At 66.9% G+C, this 23,864-nt stretch carries 15 protein-coding genes; 7 read left to right on the top strand and 8 right to left on the bottom strand.

Annotated elements, in window-relative coordinates; all coding sequences use genetic code 11:
- Positions 1 to 33 precede the first annotated feature (33 nt).
- The 7 genes from HOV77_RS27020 to HOV77_RS26990 form a co-directional block, all read right to left on the bottom strand.
- Complete coding sequence (locus HOV77_RS27020; RefSeq protein ID WP_290866447.1) at positions 34 to 1,668, bottom strand: sugar transferase; 1,635 nt, start codon at positions 1,666 to 1,668, stop codon at positions 34 to 36.
- A 151-nt stretch (positions 1,669 to 1,819) separates the two neighbouring features.
- Positions 1,820 to 2,992, bottom strand: a complete 1,173-nt coding sequence (locus HOV77_RS27015; protein WP_290866445.1) for a glycosyltransferase family 4 protein — start codon at positions 2,990 to 2,992, stop codon at positions 1,820 to 1,822.
- The gene (locus tag HOV77_RS27010; protein WP_290866444.1) at positions 2,989 to 3,819 is read right to left on the bottom strand and encodes a glycosyltransferase; all 831 of its coding nucleotides are present in this window, start codon (positions 3,817 to 3,819) and stop codon (positions 2,989 to 2,991) included. Before HOV77_RS27010 ends, HOV77_RS27015 begins: the two co-directional genes overlap by 4 nt.
- Entirely contained in the window at positions 3,816 to 4,967 is a 1,152-nt protein-coding gene (locus HOV77_RS27005) for a glycosyltransferase (protein ID WP_290866441.1), read from the bottom strand. The genes HOV77_RS27010 and HOV77_RS27005 overlap by 4 nt, the downstream gene beginning before the upstream one ends.
- Positions 4,967 to 6,076 (bottom strand): polysaccharide pyruvyl transferase family protein, encoded by a 1,110-nt coding sequence (locus tag HOV77_RS27000; RefSeq protein WP_290866439.1) that lies wholly within the window; start codon positions 6,074 to 6,076, stop codon positions 4,967 to 4,969. Before HOV77_RS27000 ends, HOV77_RS27005 begins: the two co-directional genes overlap by 1 nt.
- Positions 6,073 to 7,518 (bottom strand): oligosaccharide flippase family protein, encoded by a 1,446-nt coding sequence (locus HOV77_RS26995; RefSeq protein WP_290866437.1) that lies wholly within the window; start codon positions 7,516 to 7,518, stop codon positions 6,073 to 6,075. Before HOV77_RS26995 ends, HOV77_RS27000 begins: the two co-directional genes overlap by 4 nt.
- Positions 7,518 to 8,828 carry a hypothetical protein gene (locus HOV77_RS26990; protein ID WP_290866435.1) on the bottom strand — a complete coding sequence of 437 codons (1,311 nt, stop codon included), beginning with the start codon at positions 8,826 to 8,828 and terminating at the stop codon, positions 7,518 to 7,520. Before HOV77_RS26990 ends, HOV77_RS26995 begins: the two co-directional genes overlap by 1 nt.
- Positions 8,829 to 9,234: 406 nt before the next feature.
- Here HOV77_RS26990 and HOV77_RS26985 point away from each other — a divergent pair, with 406 nt between their 5' ends.
- Positions 9,235 to 10,500, top strand: a complete 1,266-nt coding sequence (locus HOV77_RS26985) for a DUF1800 family protein (RefSeq protein ID WP_290866433.1) — start codon at positions 9,235 to 9,237, stop codon at positions 10,498 to 10,500.
- Positions 10,500 to 11,753 carry a DUF1501 domain-containing protein gene (locus HOV77_RS26980; RefSeq protein WP_290866431.1) on the top strand — a complete coding sequence of 418 codons (1,254 nt, stop codon included), beginning with the start codon at positions 10,500 to 10,502 and terminating at the stop codon, positions 11,751 to 11,753. The genes HOV77_RS26985 and HOV77_RS26980 overlap by 1 nt, the downstream gene beginning before the upstream one ends.
- A gap of 6 nt (positions 11,754 to 11,759) precedes the next feature.
- Here HOV77_RS26980 and HOV77_RS26975 read toward each other — a convergent pair whose 3' ends face one another.
- The gene (locus HOV77_RS26975; protein WP_290866429.1) at positions 11,760 to 13,577 is read right to left on the bottom strand and encodes a trypsin-like peptidase domain-containing protein; all 1,818 of its coding nucleotides are present in this window, start codon (positions 13,575 to 13,577) and stop codon (positions 11,760 to 11,762) included.
- A gap of 420 nt (positions 13,578 to 13,997) precedes the next feature.
- Here HOV77_RS26975 and ileS point away from each other — a divergent pair, with 420 nt between their 5' ends.
- The 5 genes from ileS (at position 13,998) to HOV77_RS26950 (ending at position 23,864) form a co-directional block, all read left to right on the top strand.
- Positions 13,998 to 17,096: an isoleucine--tRNA ligase gene (ileS, locus tag HOV77_RS26970; RefSeq protein WP_290866428.1), complete on the top strand. Its 3,099-nt coding sequence runs from the start codon at positions 13,998 to 14,000 to the stop codon at positions 17,094 to 17,096.
- Positions 17,097 to 17,312: 216 nt separating this feature from the next.
- The gene (locus HOV77_RS26965) at positions 17,313 to 17,996 is read left to right on the top strand and encodes a lysophospholipid acyltransferase family protein (RefSeq protein ID WP_290866427.1); all 684 of its coding nucleotides are present in this window, start codon (positions 17,313 to 17,315) and stop codon (positions 17,994 to 17,996) included.
- A gap of 28 nt (positions 17,997 to 18,024) precedes the next feature.
- Entirely contained in the window at positions 18,025 to 19,992 is a 1,968-nt protein-coding gene (locus tag HOV77_RS26960; RefSeq protein ID WP_290866426.1) for a TIGR03960 family B12-binding radical SAM protein, read from the top strand.
- Between the two features lie 121 nt (positions 19,993 to 20,113).
- The gene (locus HOV77_RS26955; RefSeq protein ID WP_290866425.1) at positions 20,114 to 22,030 is read left to right on the top strand and encodes a hypothetical protein; all 1,917 of its coding nucleotides are present in this window, start codon (positions 20,114 to 20,116) and stop codon (positions 22,028 to 22,030) included.
- A 73-nt stretch (positions 22,031 to 22,103) separates the two neighbouring features.
- Positions 22,104 to 23,864, top strand: coding sequence for a hypothetical protein (locus tag HOV77_RS26950; RefSeq protein WP_290866424.1), 1,761 nt, complete (start codon positions 22,104 to 22,106; stop codon positions 23,862 to 23,864).

Genomic DNA, 23,864 nt, shown 5'->3' with positions numbered 1-23,864 from the left:
CAGCAGGCCGCGTTTCCGCTGGACGGACGAGACTCACCGTCCGCCACCCCGGAAGACCTCCGCAACTGTCCGCAGAACGACCTTTACGTCCAGCCAGAGCGACCAGTTCTCGATGTAGTAGTTGTCAAATCGAGCCCGGTCGGAGATCGGCGTATCCCCACGCAGACCACTCACCTGAGCGAGACCGGTGAGACCCACCGGCACGCGGTGTCGCAGATCGTAGCCAGGGTGCTCGGCGGAGAACTTCTCCACGAAGAAGGGTCGCTCCGGGCGGGGGCCAACAATGGTCATGTCTCCCCGCAGGATGTTCCAAAGCTGTGGAAGCTCGTCGAGCGAAGTGCGTCTCATGAAGCGACCGACCGGGCCCACCCGCGGATCATCGGCTACCGACCAGTTTGTCTGAGACTCGTTGTCGTCACGCGGCCGCATCGATCGGAACTTGATGACCTCGAACGTTACGCCGTAGCGGCCGATGCGCTGCTGGCGGAAGAAGACTCCGCGACCGCCCTCGATTCGGGTGGCAATCGCGCACAACAGCAGGATCGGGCTCAAGAGCAGGAGGGCGGTGCCCGACAGGATGATGTCGGTCGTACGCTTGACGGCCCACTTCGCCCCGGATAGCTCCGGCCGCCGCATGTGCGAAACCGGAATGGCGCCGATGTGATCCGGGATTCCGCCGTGAGTGTTGAAGGTACGCAGCCGGGGCACCACCCAGAGATCGCAGCGCATGGCGGCGGGGAGGCGGATCACCTCCAGGAGTTCCTCCTCCGGGCAGTTGATGTCCGCCACGATCAGTACATCGCACTCCGTCGCCTCGATCATTTTTTCCAACTGGTCGAGATGACCGATCAGCGGCATGAGATCCCTGGTCTCGTGCGGGGCTCCGGCGACATCGATGAATCCGCAGAACCGGAGGCCGTATTCGGGATAGCGACGCAGGAGGCGAGCAAGCTCGGTTGCGACGGGACCACCGCCGAGGACGATGGCGCCGTGCTCAACCAGCCGACGCCGACGAGAAGTCACCACGATGGCGCGGGTGATGGCGCGGCCGATGAGGACCGCGACGGAGGAGATCGCGATAGCGCGCATGAACCCCGCGACATACTCGACCGACTCGTGACGCTCCGCCGCGATGATCGCGACAATGGCAGCCGCGGCGAGGAGCCGGCCCGCCAGCGCCGGTAACTCATCGAGAATGCTCATATGCCGCCGGCCGCGGTAGAGGCCACCTACCGCGAAGATCAGAACGGTCAGCAGAGCCGTGAACAGCGTGCCCTTCCAGTACTGCACGGTCATCAGAAGTGGCGTCAGCAGCGCTAGGACATCCACGGGAAGTGTGATCATCCAAGCGCGCAGGAGTCGCGTACGCCGCGACGCGCGCGAACCGACATAGGGCAAGACGATCGTCGCCGCAGATGGCTCGGGTGGCGGCGTCACCTGCCCGCTGTCTTCGGGGATCCGCGGTGCCGGCACGCTTTCCTGGTTCCGCTGCTGTGGCACGTCAAAATACATCCGGTCCGGTGGGTCATCCGTCGCCGAGTGCTGGTAGCTGTAGTCGAACGGTGACTCGTCACCGTATTCCGATTCTGGCCGAGCGAAGACCGCCGACGGGATGATCGATGGGTCGTAGCCGTCGTCCGTCAACGATGATAGACCGGCGTCGTTCATTTCAGTTCCCCGTTTTTATCTGAATAGCTCGATGTTTCTGACCGCGACCGCAGAATGCTATGTCCTCCTGGCTGACCGCGCTATCGCCGATCAGGCCAGGAACGAGCTTGTCCTCGAACTGAGATCTGCCGGATAGCCGGGATGTATCGGATTATTCGGAGGAATCGGGGAACAGATCGTCCTTGGGCGGTCCGACCGCCGCGTACGCATCGGCCAATTGGCGTCGAACTGCCTCCGTGCTGTGGCTGCCCACCGCCCACTCGCGACCGGCTGCGGCAAGTCGCTGTGCCGCTTCGGGGTTGGTCAGTAGCGTAGTGACCGCGTCGATCCAGCCGTCGGGATCATCGGAGACGAGCACATCGTGACCGTGGCGTACGCCTGCCCGCCGAGTCACGGCGGAAGTCGCGACGGTTGGCACTCCGGCGGCGAGCGCCTGGATGAGCTTCATCTGGACGCCGGTTCCTCGATGAATCGGCACAATCGCAGCGGATGCCTCCAGATAGTATGGATCGACATCCGGCACGTTCGCGAAGACCTCGACACCGTTGGTGGCGGCCTCGAGCACCTCGCGGGGCGGTTCGGTGCCCACGATTCGCAACTTCGCGTTCGGTACGCGCGTACGAATGCCCGGCCAGCACTGCTCGATGAACCACATGAGACCGTGCACGTTCGCCTCGTATGTGAGTCGTCCGACGAAGAGGACGATCGGCTCCGTCGGCTCCGCGTGACGTGTGAGCGGGAAATCGTACGCACTCCGTACGACGTACGTTCCCGGGCGCTCCGCACCGGGCTCATCGGGAGCGGAAAGCATTATCGGTACGCCCATCTCGACCAGCCGGTCCTCGCGCGCCTTCATGCGTGGACCTTCGATCCGGCCCACGAGATGCCAAGGGAACTTCGCGGTTCGAGCCACTTGCTCGTAGTACTCGCTCCGGAACTCGTCGAGGTCGATGATGACCGGCGTCGGAGCGCACTCCTCGACCAGGTGAACGGTGCGGAAAACGTTGAGGTGCACGACGTCCGGCCGCCAGTCTCGGATCTGCTCGCGTACAGCCGCTGAGAGTCCGGGAACCTGAGCGTAGGCCTGTTGCAGCGCCGTGCGGGTCGGAAGGGCGCGAGCGCATCGCGCCATCGATCCCCAGCGATCACGCCGGATCAGGACGGGGTTGGTCACCGGTAGTTCGGTCGCCTCGCGCTCTTCCGCTTCCGAGCTGACGAGCCCGACGAACCGGACGTCGTGGTCTTTGACCAGCATGTTGAGTATCTCGAGACTCCGCGGCCGGATCTTCGACGGGATCCACGGCGCGACGAACAGCACCTTCATAGGGGGAATCTCCTCAAAGCTCTCGCCAGTACGCGTTCAATCCGCGCGCCGTGGCGGTCGAAATAGACGACCATCCCGTCTCTATAGAGACGGTTCTTGCCGACCGCACCCGTGCTTGTGCTCTCTCGATGCAGGGCGACGCTGGTGCCGACCGAGCCGACGCGCCAGCCCGAGGCTCGCATGCGTTTGCAGAGGTCGACATCCTCGAAGTACAGGAAGAAGGCGGGGTCGAAGCCGCCGACCTGCTCGAAGGCCTCACGGCGGACGAGCATGCAGAAGCCGGAGACCCACGCCGTGTGCTGAATTGCGGCTGCTGGCTTGGTGTCCAGGTAGGCGAGCATCGGTACGAGCCGGCGGAGGAGACGCGACCGCGACAACGCGGCGCGGGCCCGGCGCGGAACCAGATGGTCGACGCGCAGTGCGGCGAGCCACTCCTTCGCGATGCTCATCTCGGGCCCCGCCGAGATCCCGAACTCGCCGTTTGGATAGCGCATCAGGGGCGCTACGGCTCCAAGGGCGGGGTCGGCCGTCAGGGCGCCCGTGAGCTTGTGGAAGTCCGCCAGATGGATGCCACAGTCCGGGTTGATCAGCAGGTACGCGTCAGCGCCCGGCAGATACTCCACCGCCGCGTTGATCGCCTTGCCGAACCCGACGTTGGGCAGGCGCAGGACGTGCGGCGTATAAGTGAGCGCGATCTCGGCGCTGTCGTCGCTCGACGCGTTGTCCACGACGACGATGTCGGACACCGGCAGCGCCGCAAGGCTCCCCAGACTCAGGGGAAGGTCGGCGGCAGAGTTGTAGCTGACGAGGATTCCGACGACCTTCACTGACGGCTCGCTATCTCATACGCGTCCAGGTACGCACGAACGGTGTCATCCCAGCGGAACAGGTCGCCCACATGCCTGCGGCCGGCCCGGCCGACAGCCGCTGCGGCTACCGGATCCGACAGGACCTGGCAAACCGCTGCCGCCAGATCTGCGGCTTCGTCGGCGATGAAGAGGACGGACGCATCACCTTGAACGGAAGCGGCTGGACCGGACGAAGTGACGACTGGGCAGCCCAGCGCCATGGCATGCACCACCTTCATCAGCACTCCGCCGCCGACGATCGACGGTGCCAGAACGGCGGTGCTGCTCAGCATCTCGGTCCGGATGTCCGGCACCTCACCGGTGACCACCACGCGGGGATCGGCAGCAAGCTCGATGACATCGTGCGGAGGCCGGGCGCCGACGATCCGCAATTGCGTCTGGGGATGACGACGCCAGACCTCCGGCATTACCTCGTGGACCAGGAAATGGGCGATCAGGGCGTTCGCGCGGCGCCACATCGCCCCGGCGAAGACGAGAACCGGGGAAGGGCCGACTGCAGCGGGTCGCCACTCCAGTTCACCCAGTTCGATTCCGGGCCGAGCCAGGAAGACGCTGCGGTTGTAGCGTGACGCCACCGAGTGGTCGGCCTCGGAGAGGGTGAGCACGGCGGCGGCGTTGCGGATCGCCTCCCGCTCGAAAGCAGCCGTACGCCAGAGCTCGGCCAGCCGGTACGGCTTCTTCGGAAGGGAAGACGCGAGCAGCGATTGCCGCATCACGTTCTCGGTGACGTCGTGGATGCCGAGCACTGAGCGAGGCACACCCGCGATGGCCTCGGCGCACTGCAGGTACTCGGCATGCACAACATCAGGACGAAGGCGGTTGATGAGGTCGTGTACCTCGCGGGTGGCCTGTTTAGGCCACGCCTGGCGTAGCCAGGCTGGCTTCGGCCCGAGCCGGGCGGCGACACCGGCAGCGCCCTGGGGGCCGGCGGGCAGCAAGGTGTAATCCAGATCGTTGGGAGCGTCTATCGCAGACCCGGTTTGCGGCGAGTACACGAACAGCTCGACGTGTTTCGCGAGTCGCGGTACGAGCTGCACGATGGTGTCTGACGCAGCATGGTCGTGGTGAAGGTGCGGCGCGAACGGCGACAGCAACAGCGTACGCATCAGCGGAGCCTCTTCACCATCGCGGCGATGAAATCACGCGCGATCGATCCCTGATGGATCACCCGCGTACGCGCTTCGGCGAACACCTCTGGAGCGGCGGCGGCACGCAACGCCACATCGCGGAGGTCTCGCGCCGTACAGTTCGGTCCGACGAGGAAGTCGGACAAGCCGAGGTCCACGAACGCGTCGCGTACCTTCCGCTCGTACGCGATGGCGACGGTGGGTACACCCATGGCGACAGCCATGAGGGCGGCGTGCAGGCGGGTTCCCAGCACGACGCGATACGCGCCGAGACCAGTGAGCCAGGAGTCGAGCGACTCACGTATGAGCTGATCGCTGTCGAGAGGATTCCGGCCTAGGGCGAGGCCCGCAGCGAAGTCGGCGGCGTAGATTTCCCGGTCGTCCTCCCCGTTCGCGTCTCGCCCGTACGCCATGGCGAGGAAGTCGCCCTCCCATCCATCGGCCTGCAGGCTCTCGGCACACCCGCGTAGAGCCTCGGTCAGCGATTTCTGAGTTTCCGGGGCCAAGGGGCGCATCGACACCGCGAATCGTGGCTGGAGCGCGGGTGCGGCAGGGGCCGGCAGGTCGACGGCGTAGGCCATGTCGCCGATGACGGCTGCTCTGGGGCCGAAGTGGTTCGCGCTACGCCGATCCCGGGTGCCGACGGCCAGGGCGGCCGTTCCGAACGATCGCAGCAGTGACCGCCCGAAGGCGGTGCCGCCCTCTCGTACGCCGACACCCACCGCGGCGACCGGCGTCCGGGCGAACTTCGCCATCCCGGTGATGCGGGCGAACAGCGGAAGTGTCCCTGGCCAAGGCAGGTTCGGCGACCTTTCCTGAAAAACGGTGCCTGGGCCGAAGACCAGCAGATCACATTCCCGGAGAAGGGCGATGGTCTGCTTGGTCCGGTCGGCCAGTCCACCCCCTCGCAATGTCGGCATCGGCGCGGTCTGGACGCCGTGCAGCTGCGCGACACGGTCGGGATTGGGCGAGAACACCACGAACTCGCTGCCCCCGGCGGCGGCGCTCACGTTGTGCATGAGCGAATGGAGCAGGATCTCGTCGCCGAGATTGTCCGATCCAAACCAGCCCACGATGCCGGTTTTCATGCTGCTTCCTCCGCGTTCGTCAGGATGCGAGGGGCGTGCCGACGGCCGCGTTGCCTGACGAAGCTCCACGCTGCCGAGGTCAAGTAACAGAGGCCCACCACCACGGCGGCCAGTCGGGGTGTCAGAGCCTGTAATGCGACAAAGGTCATGGCCGCCATCCCGGCGGTCACCACGAGCGTCATCGCCACCGGCCGGACGAGGCTGCGCTGACGGCTCGCCCAGACGAGGGAGACCGCCACGACGAACTCCGTCAGCATCGCGGCCCAGGCCGAGCCCTCGGCCCCGAAGGGCCGGACGAGCATCAGGTTGAGCAGAACACTGACCGCGATGCTCGCCAGTAGCACTAGAACGCGGCGTGGGGCGCCGCCCTCCGCAAGGAGAATGGCCGACAGACCGAAGTTGGCGAAACGGAGCGAGAGGAAGAGCGTGAGGATCACCGACAACTGAAGAATCGGCATCCCGCTGGAGCCGAACAGGATCGCGATGGCGATCGGCAGCCCGAGGCCGATGGCGCCGGACGCCGCTAGCCCGGTCAGCCGGAAGAATTGGTAGATCGATCGCGGGTCGGATCTCCCGGCGTGCGCGGCGAACGCTTTCGGCGCGGCGAACGCCAACGCGCCGACACTCATGGCGGCCGCCACTTGAACCGCTGGATTGATCAGCCCGGTCGCGGAGACGTACTCACCGACCTCGGCGGCGGCCACGAAGGTGGTCAGGATCAGCACGTCGCCTCGGAAGTAGATCAGTCCGAGGAGGTCAGAGGCGAGATAGGGGACCGACTGCCGGAGGTGGAGCTTCACTCGCAGCGGGTCGCTGATCCGTCGTGGCCGGCCCCGGAAGACCAAGGCCGCGGCGATCCCCGCCCGAACGGCCGCAGTCACGGCGGCATAAACGGCGGCGTTCAGGAAGGTCAAGCCGTCCAGCAGCCAGAGGTCTGCCGCGCACGCTGCGACCAGCACAAGACTGGTAGTCGAGTTGGCGACCGGCTCCTTCCATGCCTTCGGCGTGCCGCGGACCAGTACCCACGCGGTCTCGTTCCACTGATCCAGCAGGCTGGCTACGAAGAACAGGAAGAAGCCGAGGTGGATGGCGGACGGGGTCATGGCAGACAACACGGGATACGCGACCGCGGCGGCTCCGGTGAGGACTACGAGCCGTAGACCATGGATGCGGACGACCTCGTCGGGGCGGACCTGGGCCGCGGGTACCTGCCTCGTCAAATAGGTGGGCATGCCGAAGGAGAGTCCGATGGCGATCAACGACGCGGCCAGGGTCGCGAGGCCGTAGTAGCCGACGCTTTCCGTACCCGCACCGCGGACGAGCAGAGCCATCACAGCCAGCGTGCTGACCCGGGCCACCAACTGCGAGAGACCCAGCAAACCGGAGGACATCAGCAGGGTGACTCGTTTGCCGCCTGAGCCTCCCACGTGTTCGGCACTCATCAGGACGCGGCTCCCTGGTGTGGGTTCGGCACTTCTTCACTGGTCTGCTGCGTTCGCGCACCCAGATAGCCGAAGGCGAGAGCGAATATGAGGTATACGGGCGCCTGCAACAAACCCCATCCGGTGAGCAGAATCAATAGGAGCCCCGGAAGCGACGCGAGAATGACGCGAGCTGCTGGATCGCGGCCCTTCGACGAAATGACCCCGGAGACGGCCCGGACCACGACCATCACGAATGGCAACCACAGTGCCATCGATCCGAGCACTCCGAGTTCAGCCGTGCTCAGTAGGAGCGCGTTGTGTACCGGTACTCCTGACGACGTGAGCTTGTCGATGGCTCCGCCGAGGGCGACGTAGTTGTTGGGGCCGAGACCGCTCCACCAGTGGTCTCTGATGAGGCGCGCGGCGACCCCGAGGAGATGCCCCCGTGCGCCGCCGGTGGGATCGGCGGAGAACCGCGCGATCAGCCATGGCAACGAGACCAGGCCGAGGAGCGCCGCCGCACCCAGCATCATGAGATGCGTACGCCGAATGCCCGAAGCGACTGCCTCCAGTCCGGCGAATCCGACGATCAACACAAGTACGCCGACAAGTCCGGTGCGGCTCTGCGAGAGCGATATTCCCAGGAGTGCCGCACCGAGCGTCAGCCGTGATGCCCACAGCTGGCTCCGTGTGCTGCGGGGGAGGACGAGAGCGAACATGGCGCAGAAAAACAGCACCTTGGCGAGTTCGCCGGGGTGTGCGGTCAAGCCGGTCGCTCGGCCGACGAGATCGGGAGCCTGCGGTCCGGTGATATGGCGAAGAGGCAGACCGACGGCTGCGAATGCGATGGCCAACAGCTGGATCCACGCCACCGCGGCAAAGGCCCACGGGAGAACGGCCCCATCCGGATCCCGTCTCGCCGCGGCGATTCCGATTGCGAAGACGACCGCACCGAGTGTGAGGTGAAGGATTCCCGAGGACATCCGAGCCGAGAATCCCCAGCTGAAGACAGACATGAGCAGAATCCAGCCGAAGAACGGAGTCCACGGGATCAGCCCACGCCAATCCTGCCTTGGCGCCTGCAACGTGTAGATGAGGGCGATGGCGGCGATCACCACGGTGTACGTGTAGACAGTTGGGATATCCGGTGCAATTCCGACATAGATGCGTTTGTCGTCGTTGCCGAGCGCCATCGGACCTGCGCCAACGCATATCGCAAGCAGCAATGTGGTCAGACGCTGCCGTGGCTCAAGCAACATGGCGCGAAGCAACGAACCATCCCACCACGAGCTGATCTTCGCTAGGAAGAGTGTTCCAGGCTGGGTCATGGGCGGACGGAGGGATCGACGAAGGCGGTCAACCGATAGACGCTGACCAGCCGGGCGGAGCTCTGCCGAGATGGGCGACCGCGATGAGTTCGCCTGGTGTCGCCCCGGCGCTGACCCGTGAGGGACCGCACTTCCACTCCTGTTTCCACCCGTGAATCGGGCCCATCCGCATGCGGTGGCCACGACATGGCTCGCGCCAAATGGCAGTAACCATAACTGACCAGTGGGGGAACGCCAATCGGCCGACCTGACCTGACCGTGGGAACGCTTGGGCGGTTTGCGGAGTATGGCAAGTCTTGCCCCGCATGGCCGTCGTCGGTGTGGTCCCGGTCATGCCGGCGATGGAGCGAGCATGTTCGTATTGCCGGTTTCGCCGCTTCGGCTTCGTGGCCTACATTCTTAAGGCATGACCGACAGCGTCGCGTTGCTGTTGCGACGGGCCGGATTCGGGCCAACCGCAACGGATCTGGCGAATGGGAAGCGATCGGGCTATTCGGCCGTACTTCGCGATTTGCTGGCACCCGCCGGTGACGACGCCGGGGCTGTCAGGGCGCCGTTTCCGGTGTTGCCAGTCGATCCGTACACGTACTTCAAGCGTCCGCCGACCGCGAAGGAAGCGGCAGCCGCTGATGTCGTGCGTGAGGACTCGATTCAGCGCATCACTCGCTGGTGGATCGATCGCCTCGTCGTCGCCGATCATCAGGGACTCGAGAAGCTGACGTTCTTCTGGCACGGCCACTGGGCGACGTCGGTCAAGAAAGTCCGTGACGCGCGGCTGCTGCTGAACCAGCATCAGGTGTTACGCAAAAAGGACTTCAGGGAAATGGCCCGCACGATGGTGACGGACGCGGCCCTGATTCATTGGCTCGACGGTCAGCTCAACAGCCGTTCCAAGCCCAATGAGAACCTGGGCCGGGAGCTGATGGAGCTCTTCCTCCTCGGCATTGGCAACTACACCGAGGCGGACGTCAAGGATGCCGGTCGCGCGCTGACGGGGTGGAAGGTCGACTACGGCAGAGCGCGCTCCTACTTCGCGGCCAAGGATCATGATTTCGGGTCGAAGACGATCCTCGGCGTGACACGTGACTTCGATGCTCAGTCGCTGACCGACTTCCTGCTGTCGCAGCCGATCTGCCCACGATTCATCGCCTCTCGGATGTGGTACCGATACGGTTCGGCGATAGATCCGATTCCGCAGTCCGTGCTCGACCGCATGCTGACGGCATTTCCGTACGGACCGTCGATGCTGTGGGCGATGTTCGAAGACGAGGCGTTCTTGGCGACCTCGGGGACGATGGCCAAACAACCAGTCGAGTGGCTGGTGGGCGCCATGCGACAGCTGGGATTGCGGCTCTGGGATCTGCCGAAGCCGGCTCAGGACATGGTCGTCGCCGGTCTCGAGGCGTTGGGACAACTGCCGTTCGCCCCGCCGAGCGTGGGTGGCTGGCCCAATAGCAATGCTTGGCTGACGACCGGTGCGACTCAGATCCGGTTGAGCCTGGCGGGCGTACTCGCCGAAGCGGTCGGCGCTCCACAGTCCATCGAGGGCCTGGCCGAAGTCCTGGCCGTCGAGACCTGGACGAGCCGGACATTCGAAGCGTTGAAGGACGTGCCCAATCCCCGCCACAGGCTGATCCTCGGTCTGGTGAGCCCCGAATACATGGTGAGCTGATGGACGCCGTCACCCGTCGCAAGTTCCTGATCGCCTCCGGGGTTCTCGGCGGGGGAGCCGTCGGTCTCGGCGCAGCCATCGGCTTGGCTGACCTGCTCCATCGGGCGAAGGCGCAGGACCCCGAGGAGCCCGGCGACAACCCGGACAAGCTTGTCGTAGTGACGCTCTACGGGGGCAACGACGGGCTGGCCACCGTCGTCCCACACGGTGACGACGCTTATCAGTCGGCACGGCCCGAGCTGGCGTACGCCTCGGGCCAGGTTCTGGATCTGAACGGCACCTTGGGACTCAATCCAGCCCTGGTCGGTCTGAAAAAGCTGTGGGACGACGGTCAGCTTGCGATCGTCCTCGGGGTGGGATATCCCCAACCGGACCGAAGCCATTTCCACTCGATGGACGTATGGCAGACGGCGTCACCGGCACACCCGATCAAGTCCGGTTGGGTCGGCCGTTGGCTCGACGCCGTCAAGGGGCCGCTGGAAACGGCGGTCAGCTTCGAGCCGGTGTTGCCTCCACTGCTCGTCGGAGCGGAACGGTCGGGGGTGAGCGTCGGAGTCTCCGGTCTCCAGCTCCCCGCTGGGATCACCAGTGACATGCTCGCTCGCCTGGGTCAGGTCGTCCCGGGCGAACCGATGATCGGGGCGCGGGCTGCCGCTGGGATCAGAGATCTCCTCGACATCGACCGCCTGGTCCGCGAGGCAGAGCGAGCCGAGCGCCCGTCCACGGGAACTCGGCAGGAGATCCCGGCGACCGGCACGGGAGGCGAAAGCGCACTCGCGGCGCAGTTGAATCTCGTCGCCAGCTGTGTGGAGGCCGGCGTGCGAACCCGGGTGTACTCCGTCAGCCTCGGCGGCTTCGACCTGCACGCCCAGGAGCGGGCCGGGCAGGAGATGCTCCTCAGGGAACTCGACCAGGCCCTGACGCCCTTCGTCCAGCGGCTGTCCGCGACGCAGGCCGGGCGCCGCGTGACTGTTGTGGTCTACAGCGAGTTCGGTCGTCGAGTGAGGGCGAACTCGGCCTTTGGCACCGATCACGGTACGGCTGGTCCGATGTTCGTCCTCGGCCCGCACGTCGCCGGCGGACTTCATGGCGTACAGCCATCTCTGACCGACTTGGACGATGGCGATCTGAAGATGACGACGGACTTCCGGGACGTCTTCGGATCGATTATCGAGTCAGTGCTTCACCCCGATCCCGAGCGCTTCTTGGAGGGGCACAAGTTACGGCCCATACCCCTCATCAAGAAGGCCTGATCCGGATCAAGTCCGGCGGGTCCCGTCGTAGCCGTCCGAACGCTGGTTCGGGAGGTTGTCCTCCTCGTCCGGCCAGACGAACAACTCCTGCGCCGCGCCGCTCTCCACGGCGGGATCCGGCATGACCGGAGGAACAGGTTGCGGGACCGGCTGCATAGGCGGTGACGCTACCGGCGGCACCGGCCCAGCGGGGTGCTGTACGGGTTGAGGCTGGTGCTGCACAGGCTGAGGCTGGTGCTGCACGGGTTGAGGCTGGTGCTGCACGGGTCCAACCGCGGGCGGCACCGGTCCGGCCGCCTGCTGAGCAGCGGCGGGATGCTGTACGGCCACCGCTGGAGGATGCACGGGCACGGCCGGAGGGTACGCCGGCCCTCCGGGATGCTGTCCGGGCAGCAGGGGCTGCGCGGGTGCGGCTACGGGCTGCGCGGGCGGGGCCGACTGGGGATTCGCCGACTCCGGCTGGGGGTTCACCGACGGGGGCATCGGCACCGGCACACCGGGCGGACCCGGGTAGATCGCAGCGGGGCCAGGCCCGGGTGGCGCGGAGAACGGAGCGCTCGAGGTCGGAGCGAAGGGGTTAAGCGAAACTGGAATGAGCAGCTCGGCCTCGTCCGACGGACGTCGGCGCCGACCGAGCAGGATCGCCATGACGATGATGCCGACCAGCAGAATCACGACAACCGCGGCACCTGCGATCCAGACCCAGACGGGAATGGCCGAACTATCCGCCTCGATGCTCTGACGGTCGATCGCCTGCTGCCGGTATACCGCGGCAGTCTTGTTGGCGGGCACTGCCGCGATCACGCTGTCGAACTGGGCGATCGCCGCACTGTAGTCACCGCGGAAGTACGCGTCCAAGGCGTCGCGATACTGCTTGTCGGTGGCGCTCAGAGTGTTGGCGAGCTGCACGTTCGACAGTGCCTCGGCGATAGCGGAGCTTGGCGTGATCGCGCGGACCGCGGGATTCTGAGCCGTCCAGTCGTAGTTCAGCATTCCGACGACGCGGCCGCTGCTGTCGACGGCCATACCGCCGTTCGAATAGGGACCGAGGTCACCGTTGATCTTGCTGAATGGCAGCTCTCCGATCTTGCCTGTCCCGGTGACCTGCACCGACTTCGAGGTCGGCGTGAACGCGGCGCTGCGCGCGTCGGCGTCGGTCGTCGCGAAGCCCAGGGCCTGGAGGGCGGCTCCCTGGCTAGCGGGATCTCCGGTCTGTAGCTCCACCGCCGGCAGGTTGCCCTGCTGAAGCTTCACGATGGCCACGTCATTCTTTTCCAGGAGACCGACCAGCTGCCCGGGGATCGCCGGGCTGTCGGCCAGGCCGGCGGTCGCCACGTTGATCTGCCCGAAGATGCGAGCTTCGGGTTCGGTTCCCGCGGAAAGTCCGGTGAACTCCGTGATCTGGCGGTGCCCCTGCACGTAACCGTCTACCTGGTTGGGCTGAAGCTTTCCGGCCTTGATCTGGATCTCTGCCGCCTCGTAGAGCGCACCGGTCCGGATGGCCTCGTCGCTCAGCTTGACGCACGAAGCCGGTGTCACGACGAAACCGTCGGAGTTCACGACGAAGCCGCTGCATCGGCGGGCGTACGTGATCGGCGAGGCCACGACAGCCGTATGGGTCGTCTTGTCCCGGAGATAACCGGTGTAGAGCTCCTCGATGAAGACGAGTGACGGCGAACTGATCGCGAGTGCCCGCTCCTCCAAGGTATAGGCGGGTGCGGCCCAGCCTGCGGGGACAGCCGTGCCAAGCGTGGCGCACAGTGCCGCCAGAGTCGCTGGTAGTAGCGCACCGGCCCGGCGCTTCAGCACTCTGCGGAAGGACATTTCGATCTCCGGGGGTGGTGAGGGGACAGGAGCGCGTCCGGTGATTCTAGTTCGCGTGTCCGACCCTTCGGTCATTGCTCGGCCCCGCGACCGGCACCAGATCGGTTCACGCGAAGACGGCAATTCCATCGCCTGACTGTTGCTGACTGAAAAGCAGATGCGCCGCCGGGTATTCTAGGCGTACAGGCATAGACCCGGCGATCACCGGTGAGCCTCCGGAAGAAAAGCCGGTTCTGCCGCATTTACGGCCGAACGGCCCAGTAGAACCGGACGGGACGGCCCGTCACAGCCGACAACGAGCGGCCCAGGAAGTCTGAACCGAGGCGGACGGGGCAAGCGAGGTGGTACCGCGGGCTGGGCCCAAACCCAGTTCGTCCTCGCGGACAGGACCGACGGACTGTACGCGAGAGAGGACCACTCATGGCGTACCCCCTGCACAACCACGAAGAAGGTGTGCCCGCCAGCCCCGACCTGCCGGCGGTCGAGCGGAACGTGCTCGACTACTGGGCGGCCGACAAGACCTTCAAGGCCAGCATCGAGGCCCGTCCGCAGGATGACGAGTACGTCTTCTACGACGGCCCGCCGTTCGCCAACGGCCTTCCGCACTACGGTCACCTGCTGACCGGCTTCGTCAAGGATGTCGTGCCGCGGTATCAGACGATGCGCGGCAAGCGGGTCGAGCGCCGGTTCGGCTGGGACACCCACGGCATGCCGGCCGAGGTGGAGGCCGAGAAGCAGCTCGGCATCACGACGAAGGCCGAGATCGTCGCGCTCGGCGTCGACAAGTTCAATGAGTACTGCCGTGAGTCCGTGCTGCGCTACACCAACGAGTGGGAGCGGTACGTCACCCGGCAGGCCCGCTGGGTCGACTTCGCCGACGACTACAAGACGCTCGACCTGCCCTACATGGAATCGGTCATGTGGGCGTTCAAGTCGTTGCACGACAAGGGTCTGGTGTACGAGGGCTTCCGCGTGCTGGCGTACTGCTGGCGCTGTGAGACGCCGTTGTCCAACACCGAGACCCGGATGGACGACGTCTACAAGGACCGGCAGGACCCGGCCCTCCACGTGTTGTTCCAGCTGGAGATGGGCGAGAAGGTCGCGGTGTGGACCACCACGCCGTGGACCCTGCCGTCCAACCTGGCTCTGGCGGTCGGCCCGGACCTGGAATACGCCGTGCTCGCCAATCCCCAAGGGGAGAAGGTCATCCTCGGTGCGACCCGGGTCGAGGCGTACGCCAAGGAGCTGGAGGGCTTCGAGCGCGTCGGCACGCTCACCGGCGAGCAGCTGAGGGGCCGGAAGTACACGCCGTTGTTCGACTTCCTCGTCGAGCAGGCCGGCCCGAACGCGTTCCAGGTGCTGACGGCCGACTTCGTCAGCGACTCCGACGGCACGGGCGTGGTGCACCTCGCGCCCGCGTTCGGTGAGGACGACCAGAACGCCTGCAACGCGGCCGGGGTGCCGACGATCGTCACGGTGGACGCGCACACCCGGTTCACGTCGCTGGTGCCGCCGTTCGAGGGCCAGCAGGTCTTCGAGACGAACAAGCCGGTGATCCGGGAGCTGAAGGAGCGCGGGCTCGTGCTGCGGCACGACACGTACTCGCACTCCTACCCGCACTGCTGGCGGTGTGACACGCCGCTGGTCTACCTGGCCGTGTCGAGCTGGTTCGTGGCGGTGACGCAGTTCAAGGACCGCATGGTCGAGCTCAACCAGCAGATCGACTGGACGCCGGGGCACATCAAAGACGGCTCGTTCGGCAAGTGGCTGGCCAACGCCCGCGACTGGTCGATCTCCCGGAACCGGTTCTGGGGCTCGCCGATCCCCGTCTGGAAGTCGGACGACCCGGCGTACCCGCGGGTCGACGTCTACGGCTCGCTCGCCCAGCTCCAAGAAGACTTCGGAGTAGAGGTCAAGGACCTGCACCGGCCGTTCATCGACTCGCTGACCCGGCCGAACCCGGACGACCCGACCGGGAAGTCCACCATGCGGCGGGTGCCGGAGGTGCTGGACTGCTGGTTCGAGTCCGGCTCGATGCCGTTCGCCCAGGTGCACTACCCATTCGAGAACCAGGAGTGGTTCGAGTCGCACTACCCAGGCGACTTCATCGTGGAGTACATCGGGCAGGTCCGCGGCTGGTTCTACACGCTGCACGTCTTGGCGACGGCGTTGTTCGACCGGCCGGCGTTCCGCAGTTGTGTGGTGCACGGCATCCTGCTGGGCGACGACACCCGGAAGATGTCGAAGAGCCTGCGCAACTACCCGGACGTCTACGAGATGTTCGACAAGTACGGCGCCGACGCGATGCGCTGGATGCTCGTCTCCTCCCCGGTGCTGCGGGGCGGGGACATGCCGGTCACCGAGACCGGCATCCGGGACGCGGTTCGCCAGGTGCTCCTGCCGCTGTGGAACGTGTACTACTTCTTCACGCTCTACGCCAACGCGTCAGGACACCAGGCGAAGCTCAGCACCGCGAGCACGCACGTCCTCGACCGCTACGTGCTGGCCAAGACGCATTCCCTGGTCGCCGAGGTGACCGCCGCGATGGACGCGTACGACCTCTCGAGGGCGTGCGTCGCGGTCCGCACCTACCTGGACGCGCTGACCAACTGGTACGTCCGCCGCAGCCGGGACCGCTTCTGGGCGGGCGACGCGGAGGCGTTCGACACCCTCTACACCGTCCTGGAGACGGTGGCGAAGGTCGTCGCGCCACTCGCGCCGCTCACGGCCGAGGAGGTCTGGCGCGGGCTCACCGGTGGGCGCTCGGTCCATCTCGCCGACTGGCCCGCCGCGTCCGCGCTGCCCGCGGACGACGAGCTGGTGGCCACGATGGACCAGGTCCGCGAGGTCTGTTCCGCCGCGTTGTCCCTGCGCAAGTCGCAAGGCCTGCGGGTACGCCTGCCGCTGACGAAGCTGACGGTGGCGGCCGAGGGGGCCGACCGGCTGGAGCCGTTCACCGAGTTGGTCGCCGACGAGGTGAACGTGAAGGTCGTGGAGCTGACCGAGGACGTCTCGGCGCACTGCGAGCAGGTGCTCACAGTGGTGCCCAGGGCTCTCGGGCCGCGCGTCGGGGGAGCGGTGCAGTCGGTCATCAAGGCGGTGAAGGCGGGCGAGTGGTCGCTGGTCGACGGGGCACCGGTCGCGGCCGGGGTGACCCTGGCGGAGGGCGAGTACGAGCTCAAACTGGTCGCCGCGGCCGGGGAGTCGGCGGTTCCGGTGCCGGGCGGCGTGGTCCTGCTCGACACCGAGGTCTCGCCCGAGCTGGCGGCCGAGGGGCTGGCTCGAGACGTCGTCCGGGCCGTGCAGCAGGCGCGGCGCGAGGCCGACCTGAACGTCTCCGACCGCATCGCGCTGCGGCTGGCGGGCTCGCCCGCGGTCGAAGCGGCGGTACGCGCGCACGAGGAGTTCGTGACCGGGGAGGTGCTGGCCACGTCGGTCGAGTACGGCCCGGTCGAGGGCGGTTTCACCGGTGAGGCCGGCGACGGTGAGGCGGTGACCGTCTCGGTCGCCCGCGTCTGACAGTTCCCCTTCAGCGGCGGATCAGGGTTCGCGGTCGAATCTTGGCTCAAGATTCGACCCGGGTTCCTGATCCGCCGCTGATCTTGTGACACCGGCTGTGATCTGCGTTCCAGAAACGCGCGGAGGCGATCCGGCGGCGGTTTCGGCTTCAGCTGACTACGGTATGTTCAGCGGCGGTCTCGAGGGGACGAGCGAACGACGCGCAGGAGGCAAGCGGTGCCCGTGCTTTACACGGTGGGTCAGTGGACGGTCGCTCCACTCCTCAAGCTCGGCTGGGCGCCCGAGATCGAGGGCCGGGAGAACATCCCCGAGACGGGTGGGGCGATCTTCGCGGGCAATCACCTCTCGGTGGCCGACGAGTTCATGCTCGGCGCGGTCGTCAGCCCGCGGCGCGTCTCGTTCTGGGCGAAGTCCGACTACTTCACGGGTAAGGGCCCGAGCGGCCTGTTCTTCCGGACCCTGATGAACGGACTCGGCGCGATCCCGGTCAACCGGGAGGGCGGGCGCGCGGCGCTCAGCGCGTTCGACTCGGCCATCCCGGTGCTGCAGGAGGGCGGCCTGGTCTGCGTCTACCCGGAGGGCACCCGGTCGCCGGACGGCCGGCTCTACCGGGGGCGTACCGGGGTGGCGCGGTTGGCGCTGGCGGCCGGTGTCCCGATCATTCCGGTCGGTTCCCTGGGCACCGACAAGATCCAGCCCACCGGTCAGGTCCTGCCGAAGCTCAAGCGCGGCGAGGTCACGATCAAGTTCGGTACGCCGATCGTGGTCGACAAGTGGCGCGACGCGGAGAACACCTCGTCGGCGGCCCGGGAGATCACCGACACGGTGATGTCCGCCATCCAGGCGCTGACCGGCCAGGAGTACGTCCCGCGGTACGCACCCAAGCGCGTGGAGAGCTGACCGGCGCGGCCGGGTAATCTCAGTTGTTATGGGTTCGAACAGTCTGACCGCGGCACCGACCGTCTGGCCGCAGCTCGAGCAGCTGCTCCCGCTGATCTCCAAGCCGATCCAATACGTCGGCGGCGAGCTCGGCGCGACGGTCAAGGAGTGGGACTCCGCCACGGTGCGCTGGGCGCTGTCGTACCCGGACGCGTACGAGGTGGGGCTGCCCAATCAGGGCGTCCAGATCCTCTACGAGGTGTTGAACGAGCAGCCTGACGTGCTCGCCGAGCGGACGTACGCGGTCTGGCCCGACCTCGAGAAGCTCATGCGGGAGCGGGGCGTGCCCCAGTTCACGGTCGACGCCCACCGGCCGGTCCGCGAGTTCGACGTGTTCGGCATCTCGTTCGCCACCGAGCTCGGCTACACGAACATGCTCACCATGCTGGACCTGGCCGGGATTCCGCTGAACGCGGCCGACCGCGACGAGTCACACCCCGTCGTCGTGGCCGGTGGGCACGCCGCGTTCAACCCGGAGCCGATCGCCGACTTCGTCGACGCCGCCGTCCTCGGTGACGGCGAGGAAGCCGTCCTCGAGATCACCCAGATCGTGCGCCAGTGGAAGACCGAGGGCTCCCCGGGTGGCCGCGACGAGCTGCTGCTGCGGCTCGCCCGCACCGAATCGGTCTACGTCCCGCGCTTCTACGACGTCGACTACCTGCCCGACGGCCGGATCCAGCGGGTGGTGCCGAATCGGGCGGACGTGCCGTTCCGGGTGCACAAGCGCACGACCATGGACCTCGACGCCTGGCCCTACCCGAAGAAGCCGCTGGTCCCGTTGGCCGAAACGGTGCACGAGCGGTTCGCCGTGGAGATCTTCCGCGGGTGTACGCGCGGCTGCCGGTTCTGCCAGGCGGGCATGATCACCCGGCCGGTCCGGGAGCGTTCGATCACCACGGTCGGGCAGATGGTCAAGGAGGGCCTGGAGTTCTCCGGCTTCCACGAGGTCGGCCTGCTGTCGCTGTCCAGCGCCGATCACAGCGAGATCGGTGACATCTGCTCCGGCCTGGCCGACCAGTACGAGGGCACCAACGTCTCGCTTTCGCTGCCGTCGACCCGGGTGGACGCGTTCAACGTCGACCTGGCCAAGGAACTGTCGCGCAACGGGCGGCGTACCGGTCTGACGTTCGCTCCCGAAGGCGGTTCGGAGCGGATGCGCAAGGTCATCAACAAGATGGTCACCGAAGAGGACCTCATCCGGACGGTCGTCACCGCGTACACCAACGGGTGGCGGCAGGTGAAGCTGTACTTCATGTGCGGGCTGCCCACCGAGACCGACGAGGACGTGCTCCAGATCGCCCGGCTCGCGCACGAGGTGATCAAGGCCGGCCGGGCCGCCACCGGGACCCGGGACATCCGGTGCACCGTGTCCATCGGCGGATTCGTGCCGAAGCCGCACACTCCGTTCCAGTGGGCTCCCATGGAGCGCCCCGAGGTGATCGACGACCGGCTGCGCCAGCTGAAGCAGGCGGTCAACGCCGACAAGTCGGTCGGCCGGGCGATCGGCCTGCGGTATCACGACGGCGAGCCGTCCCTGATCGAAGGGCTGCTCGCCCGGGGCGACCGCCGCGTCGGCGCGGTCATCCGGCGCGTGTGGGAGTCCGGCGGCCGCTTCGACGGCTGGAGCGAGCACTTCGACTACCGGCGCTGGGTGGACTCCGCTGCGGAGGTGCTGCCGGCGTACGGGGTCGACCTGGACTGGTTCACCACCCGGGAGCGCGACGAGCTGGAGGTCCTGCCCTGGGACCACCTGGACTCCGGGCTGGACAAGGACTGGCTGTGGCAGGACTGGCAGGACTCGCTGCGGGAGTACGAGCAGGACGACTGCCGGTGGACGCCGTGCTTCGACTGCGGCGTGTGCCCGGCGATGGACACCGAGATCCAGATCGGCCCGACCGGCCGGAAGCTGCTTCCGCTGACTCCCGTGGGGGGCCTGCGGCAGGCGCATGCGCACTGACGCCGGTGCCTGGCGAGGGCCGGGTGAGCAGGGTCCGGGCTGGTAACCTGACCTCCGCGCACCGTCCGGTAGGGTATGCCGCCGTTACTTTGCGTTCCCCTCGCCTCGGAAACGGAAAGCCATGCCTCGGTGGGTCAAGATCTGCACTCTGCTCGTCATCGTCTGGGCCGCGGCGTTCGCCTTCGTCGCGCTCCAGCTGGCGTGGCTACTGATCCCATTCGTCTGGCTGGGTGTCGCCGGGCTGGTGCGCGTCGGGGAGCGGTTACTGGATCGGCTGGTCGCGGGCGCCTTCGTAACCGCGGGCTGCACGATGGCGGCCGGACTGGGTTTCTCGGTGTGGCCGTGGGGGCTGGACCCTGCGCCAGTGGCCGGAGTGGCACTCACCGCCATCGTGCTCACCGCCGTGCTCTCCGGCCGTCGGATCCGGCTGCCGCGTCCGAGCCTGCACGACGCCGCTCCCGTCGGAGCCGCACTGGTGATAACCATCCTGGTGGCGATGCCCTATCTCCGGGCGGCCGACTTCACCGGAGTCCTCGCCGCGATGATGGGCGGAGAGGACTCGTCCCGCCACGCCAGCCTGGTCGATCACATCCGTGTGGCGGGGGCGTACACGTTCATCCACCCCCGGACGACCAGCGACGTCCTGAATCCCGGTATGGCCGATTACCCCCAAGGATGGCACCTGGTCACGGCGATCCTGGAGAACCTGCTGGCCGCCACGACTCACCTTGGCTCCGACGAGAAGGGGGTCGTCCTGCTCGTGATCATGATGCTGGCGACCTTCTTCGCGTTGATGCTGGTCGTCACGTGGGGCGCCGGCCGGGTGGCCGGTCCGAAGCTCGGCTTGGGCGCGTACTGCCTGGTCGTCATGGTTGCCGGCTGGCTCGCCGCCTGGTCTGAACTGGTCCGCACGATCGTGTACACCTATCCCGCGGAAATGGCCGGTCTGGCCTTCCTCGGCGGGCTGGTGGTCGCCGTCACCCGCCCGGCGGTCAAGGTGCGCGATCAGATCACGCTGGTCGCCGCCCTGACCATCGGCGTCGGGTTCAGCTACTACCTGTTCTTGCCGATCGCCGTCGTGATCGCCCTCGGCGGCATGATCATGGACCGCCGCCGGATGAGACGTGTCCCGATCTCGGTCGCCGCCGGGGTGCTCGTAGCCGGGCTCGCCGCCACGCAGGCGGCTGCGGCCGTCCTGCTGGGCGGCCGGGAGAGTCAGCTCGCCTTGGGCGTACTGGGCGACGTCAGGCCGATCGAGATCGGTGTGCTCGCCCTGCTGATCATCGCCGGCGTGATCCTCGGGCGGCGGCGGCCCGGCTGGCGGAGATACTCGATCCCGCTGGCCACGGCGTTGGCCGCCACTGGGATGATCTATCTCTACCAGCGCCTCTCGGGCAGCCAGCCGGGCTACTACTTCGGCAAGATGCTGCACGTCACTGTCCTCGTGCTGATCCTCGGTGTGGCCGCGATCGGTGCGGTGGCCGGTCCTGTGTCACGCCGCCTGTCAGGCCGGTTCGGCGTACGCGCGACTGTCGCGGTCGCGGTGCTGGCCGTCGCCGCAGCCGGGCAGGTCATCGTCGGCGCGCCGTCGCTGACCGGCGTCCCGTGGCTGACTCAGCAGGCCTCCGGAAAGACCGCACAGCCTGCCTCGGCCCAGACTGTCATGCAGATCTATCGCGCCTGCCCGATCGATCCGCACCGGCCTACGGTGCTCTTCTATAGCGCTCCCGGCCTGCGGTACGGCTACGGCGAGTCGGTCTTCTTGACCGCCCTCCAGCGGCAAGCCGGCGCGGGTTATGCGGCGACCTATTCGCTGCCGTCGATCTCGGCGGAGAAGCGTGCCGAAGCCATCGTCCGCCGGGTGCGCAAGCCCGTCCGTATCGTGGTCGGCGACAGGCAGGCGGAGGCGATTCTGACCGAGGCGCTGCGGGCACAGCCTGAGCGGGCCGCCCAGATCGAGCTGGTTGACCTGGCCAGCCTGACCAGCACCGGCCGGTGCGACCCGATCACCCCAAGACCCACCGACGCCGCACCCTGATCGCCTGGTCGCTGCCGTATGCTGGCGAATCGTTCGTCGAAACGCGTGTATGCGGACAAGGGGGAAGTCGAGCATGCTGGACGCGCAGGTCCCGCCAAGCCCGCTCAGCGTCGCGGCGCCGGTCGAATCGGGCGAGCGGGCACCGCGGCGGCAACTGCTGATCATGCTGCTTGTGGGCGGCTATCTGGCCAACGTGATCCTTCGGGTGTGGCTGTCGAACAGGATCAGCTTGCCCGTCGCGCATACCGACGAGGACAGTTATCTCAATACGGCCCGGGTGTTCGCGGGCGGTCCGGGTGGCTTCAGCTCGGAGAACAACCTGCTCCGGCGGGTCGGCTACGCCTGGCTGATCTCCCCGGCGTTCCTCGGTGACCACTCCTTCGGGACGAGCTACGCCCGGGTCCACGTGCTGAACGCGATCTACAACTCGACGATCTTCCCGTTGGCGTACCTGTTCGCCCGGTCAGCGCTCCGGCTGCCGTGGCGCCGCTCGTTCCTGCTGGCCCTCGCGGTGGCCGTCATGCCGTCGACGGTCTTCTGGTCCGAACTCGCCATGACCGACGTCGTACTCGCTCCGCTCACCGTGGCCTGGGTGCTCCTGATCGTCCTGTGGCTGCGCCGCCCGGCCGGACTTTGGTGGTCGGCGGGCGCCGCTGCGGTGGCCGGCTTCTATTACATGATCCACATCCGGGGCGTGGTGATTCTCGCCGTCCACCTGGCACTGGTGCTCGCGGTGACGATCGCCCGGCGGATCAAGTTCCGTGCGCTGGCCGTCGCGGCGGTCACCGCCGTCGCGTTCATCGGCGCGCATCAGCTGCTCGTACGCAGCCTCGGCGACAAGCTTTACCTGTCGGGCGACGCCAACGTGGCTGCCAGCACGGCTCGAGAGCTTTCCTCCGGAACTCTGGCCAAGACGATGATCACCATTGTCGGCAGTCAGCTTTGGTACATCTCGGTGGCAACGTTCGGGCTCATCATGATCGGCTGGCTGTTCGCCGTGCGAATCATGCGAAGCCGGACCGAGGAGCCGCCGCTCCGATGGGCCATGGCGGCAGGACTGTCGGCCACCGCGGGCGTCGTGGTCGGGTGCGCGTTGCTGTTGTCCACCACGCCGTCGGCGACAAGCGACCTGGTCTACGCCCGATACGCCGAGGCCTTCGCGCCGCTGTGGACCCTTGTCGGCATCGGGGGCCTGCTGACGGTGGGCCGGATCACCGCCCGGTGGTGGGGGCTGGTCACGATGGGCTTCATGGTGGTGGCCGGCCTGTCGGTGCAACTTCGGCTGGATCGGGCGGAGGCCGGCGGCCGCAAACTGCGGCACGGGCTGTTCTCGGCGCCGGAGCTGCTGGCGACCGAACGGTTCGGCCTGCTGGACCCGCTGGTGTTCACAGCGCTGTTGCTGGCTGTGGGCGTGGTCGTCTTTCTGCTGATGCGGGGGATGCCTGCGCACTGGTCCGGCCGGGTCCGGCCGTGGGCGGCCGGGTTGGCCGTCATGCTGGTGGTGAACGTCGTCCTCTTGCTGTCGTTGCGCTGGGGCGTGGGGCTGCAGGTGGAACGAGTGACACCGACGCCGACCTTGGCCGCGCTAGGCGTACACGAAGGTGCTCAGGTGTACGCCACCCGCAATGCTCCCCGCATCCTCATGCTGAACCTGGCGCACAACGTGACCTGGGATGACGTCCCGATCATCGACAACGATGCGCGGCCACCCGCCGACGCGGAATACATGATCGCCCTCTGGAACCCGACCGGAAACACTTGGAACGGCGAGCAGTATGGCTACAGATACGTGGGCGGCAACGTCGAGCAGAAGTGGGCGCTCTGGCGGCGCTGA

Origin of the sequence: Hamadaea sp., assembly GCF_013362815.1 — a bacterium.
Lineage (GTDB): Bacteria > Actinomycetota > Actinomycetes > Mycobacteriales > Micromonosporaceae > Hamadaea.
Note: the sequence above shows the minus strand (reverse complement) of the source record. Positions and strands in the feature narration are given on the sequence as shown.

Coding starts and splice junctions, on each gene's coding strand:
- HOV77_RS27020 (WP_290866447.1), bottom strand. CDS start 1,668: ATGAACGACGCCGGTCTATCATCGTTGACGGACGACGGCTACGACCCA.
- HOV77_RS27015 (WP_290866445.1), bottom strand. CDS start 2,992: ATGAAGGTGCTGTTCGTCGCGCCGTGGATCCCGTCGAAGATCCGGCCG.
- HOV77_RS27005 (WP_290866441.1), bottom strand. CDS start 4,967: ATGCGTACGCTGTTGCTGTCGCCGTTCGCGCCGCACCTTCACCACGAC.
- HOV77_RS27000 (WP_290866439.1), bottom strand. CDS start 6,076: ATGAAAACCGGCATCGTGGGCTGGTTTGGATCGGACAATCTCGGCGAC.
- HOV77_RS26995 (WP_290866437.1), bottom strand. CDS start 7,518: ATGAGTGCCGAACACGTGGGAGGCTCAGGCGGCAAACGAGTCACCCTG.
- HOV77_RS26990 (WP_290866435.1), bottom strand. CDS start 8,828: ATGACCCAGCCTGGAACACTCTTCCTAGCGAAGATCAGCTCGTGGTGG.
- HOV77_RS26985 (WP_290866433.1), top strand. CDS start 9,235: ATGACCGACAGCGTCGCGTTGCTGTTGCGACGGGCCGGATTCGGGCCA.
- HOV77_RS26980 (WP_290866431.1), top strand. CDS start 10,500: ATGGACGCCGTCACCCGTCGCAAGTTCCTGATCGCCTCCGGGGTTCTC.
- HOV77_RS26975 (WP_290866429.1), bottom strand. CDS start 13,577: ATGTCCTTCCGCAGAGTGCTGAAGCGCCGGGCCGGTGCGCTACTACCA.
- ileS (WP_290866428.1), top strand. CDS start 13,998: ATGGCGTACCCCCTGCACAACCACGAAGAAGGTGTGCCCGCCAGCCCC.
- HOV77_RS26960 (WP_290866426.1), top strand. CDS start 18,025: ATGGGTTCGAACAGTCTGACCGCGGCACCGACCGTCTGGCCGCAGCTC.
- HOV77_RS26955 (WP_290866425.1), top strand. CDS start 20,114: ATGCCTCGGTGGGTCAAGATCTGCACTCTGCTCGTCATCGTCTGGGCC.
- HOV77_RS26950 (WP_290866424.1), top strand. CDS start 22,104: ATGCTGGACGCGCAGGTCCCGCCAAGCCCGCTCAGCGTCGCGGCGCCG.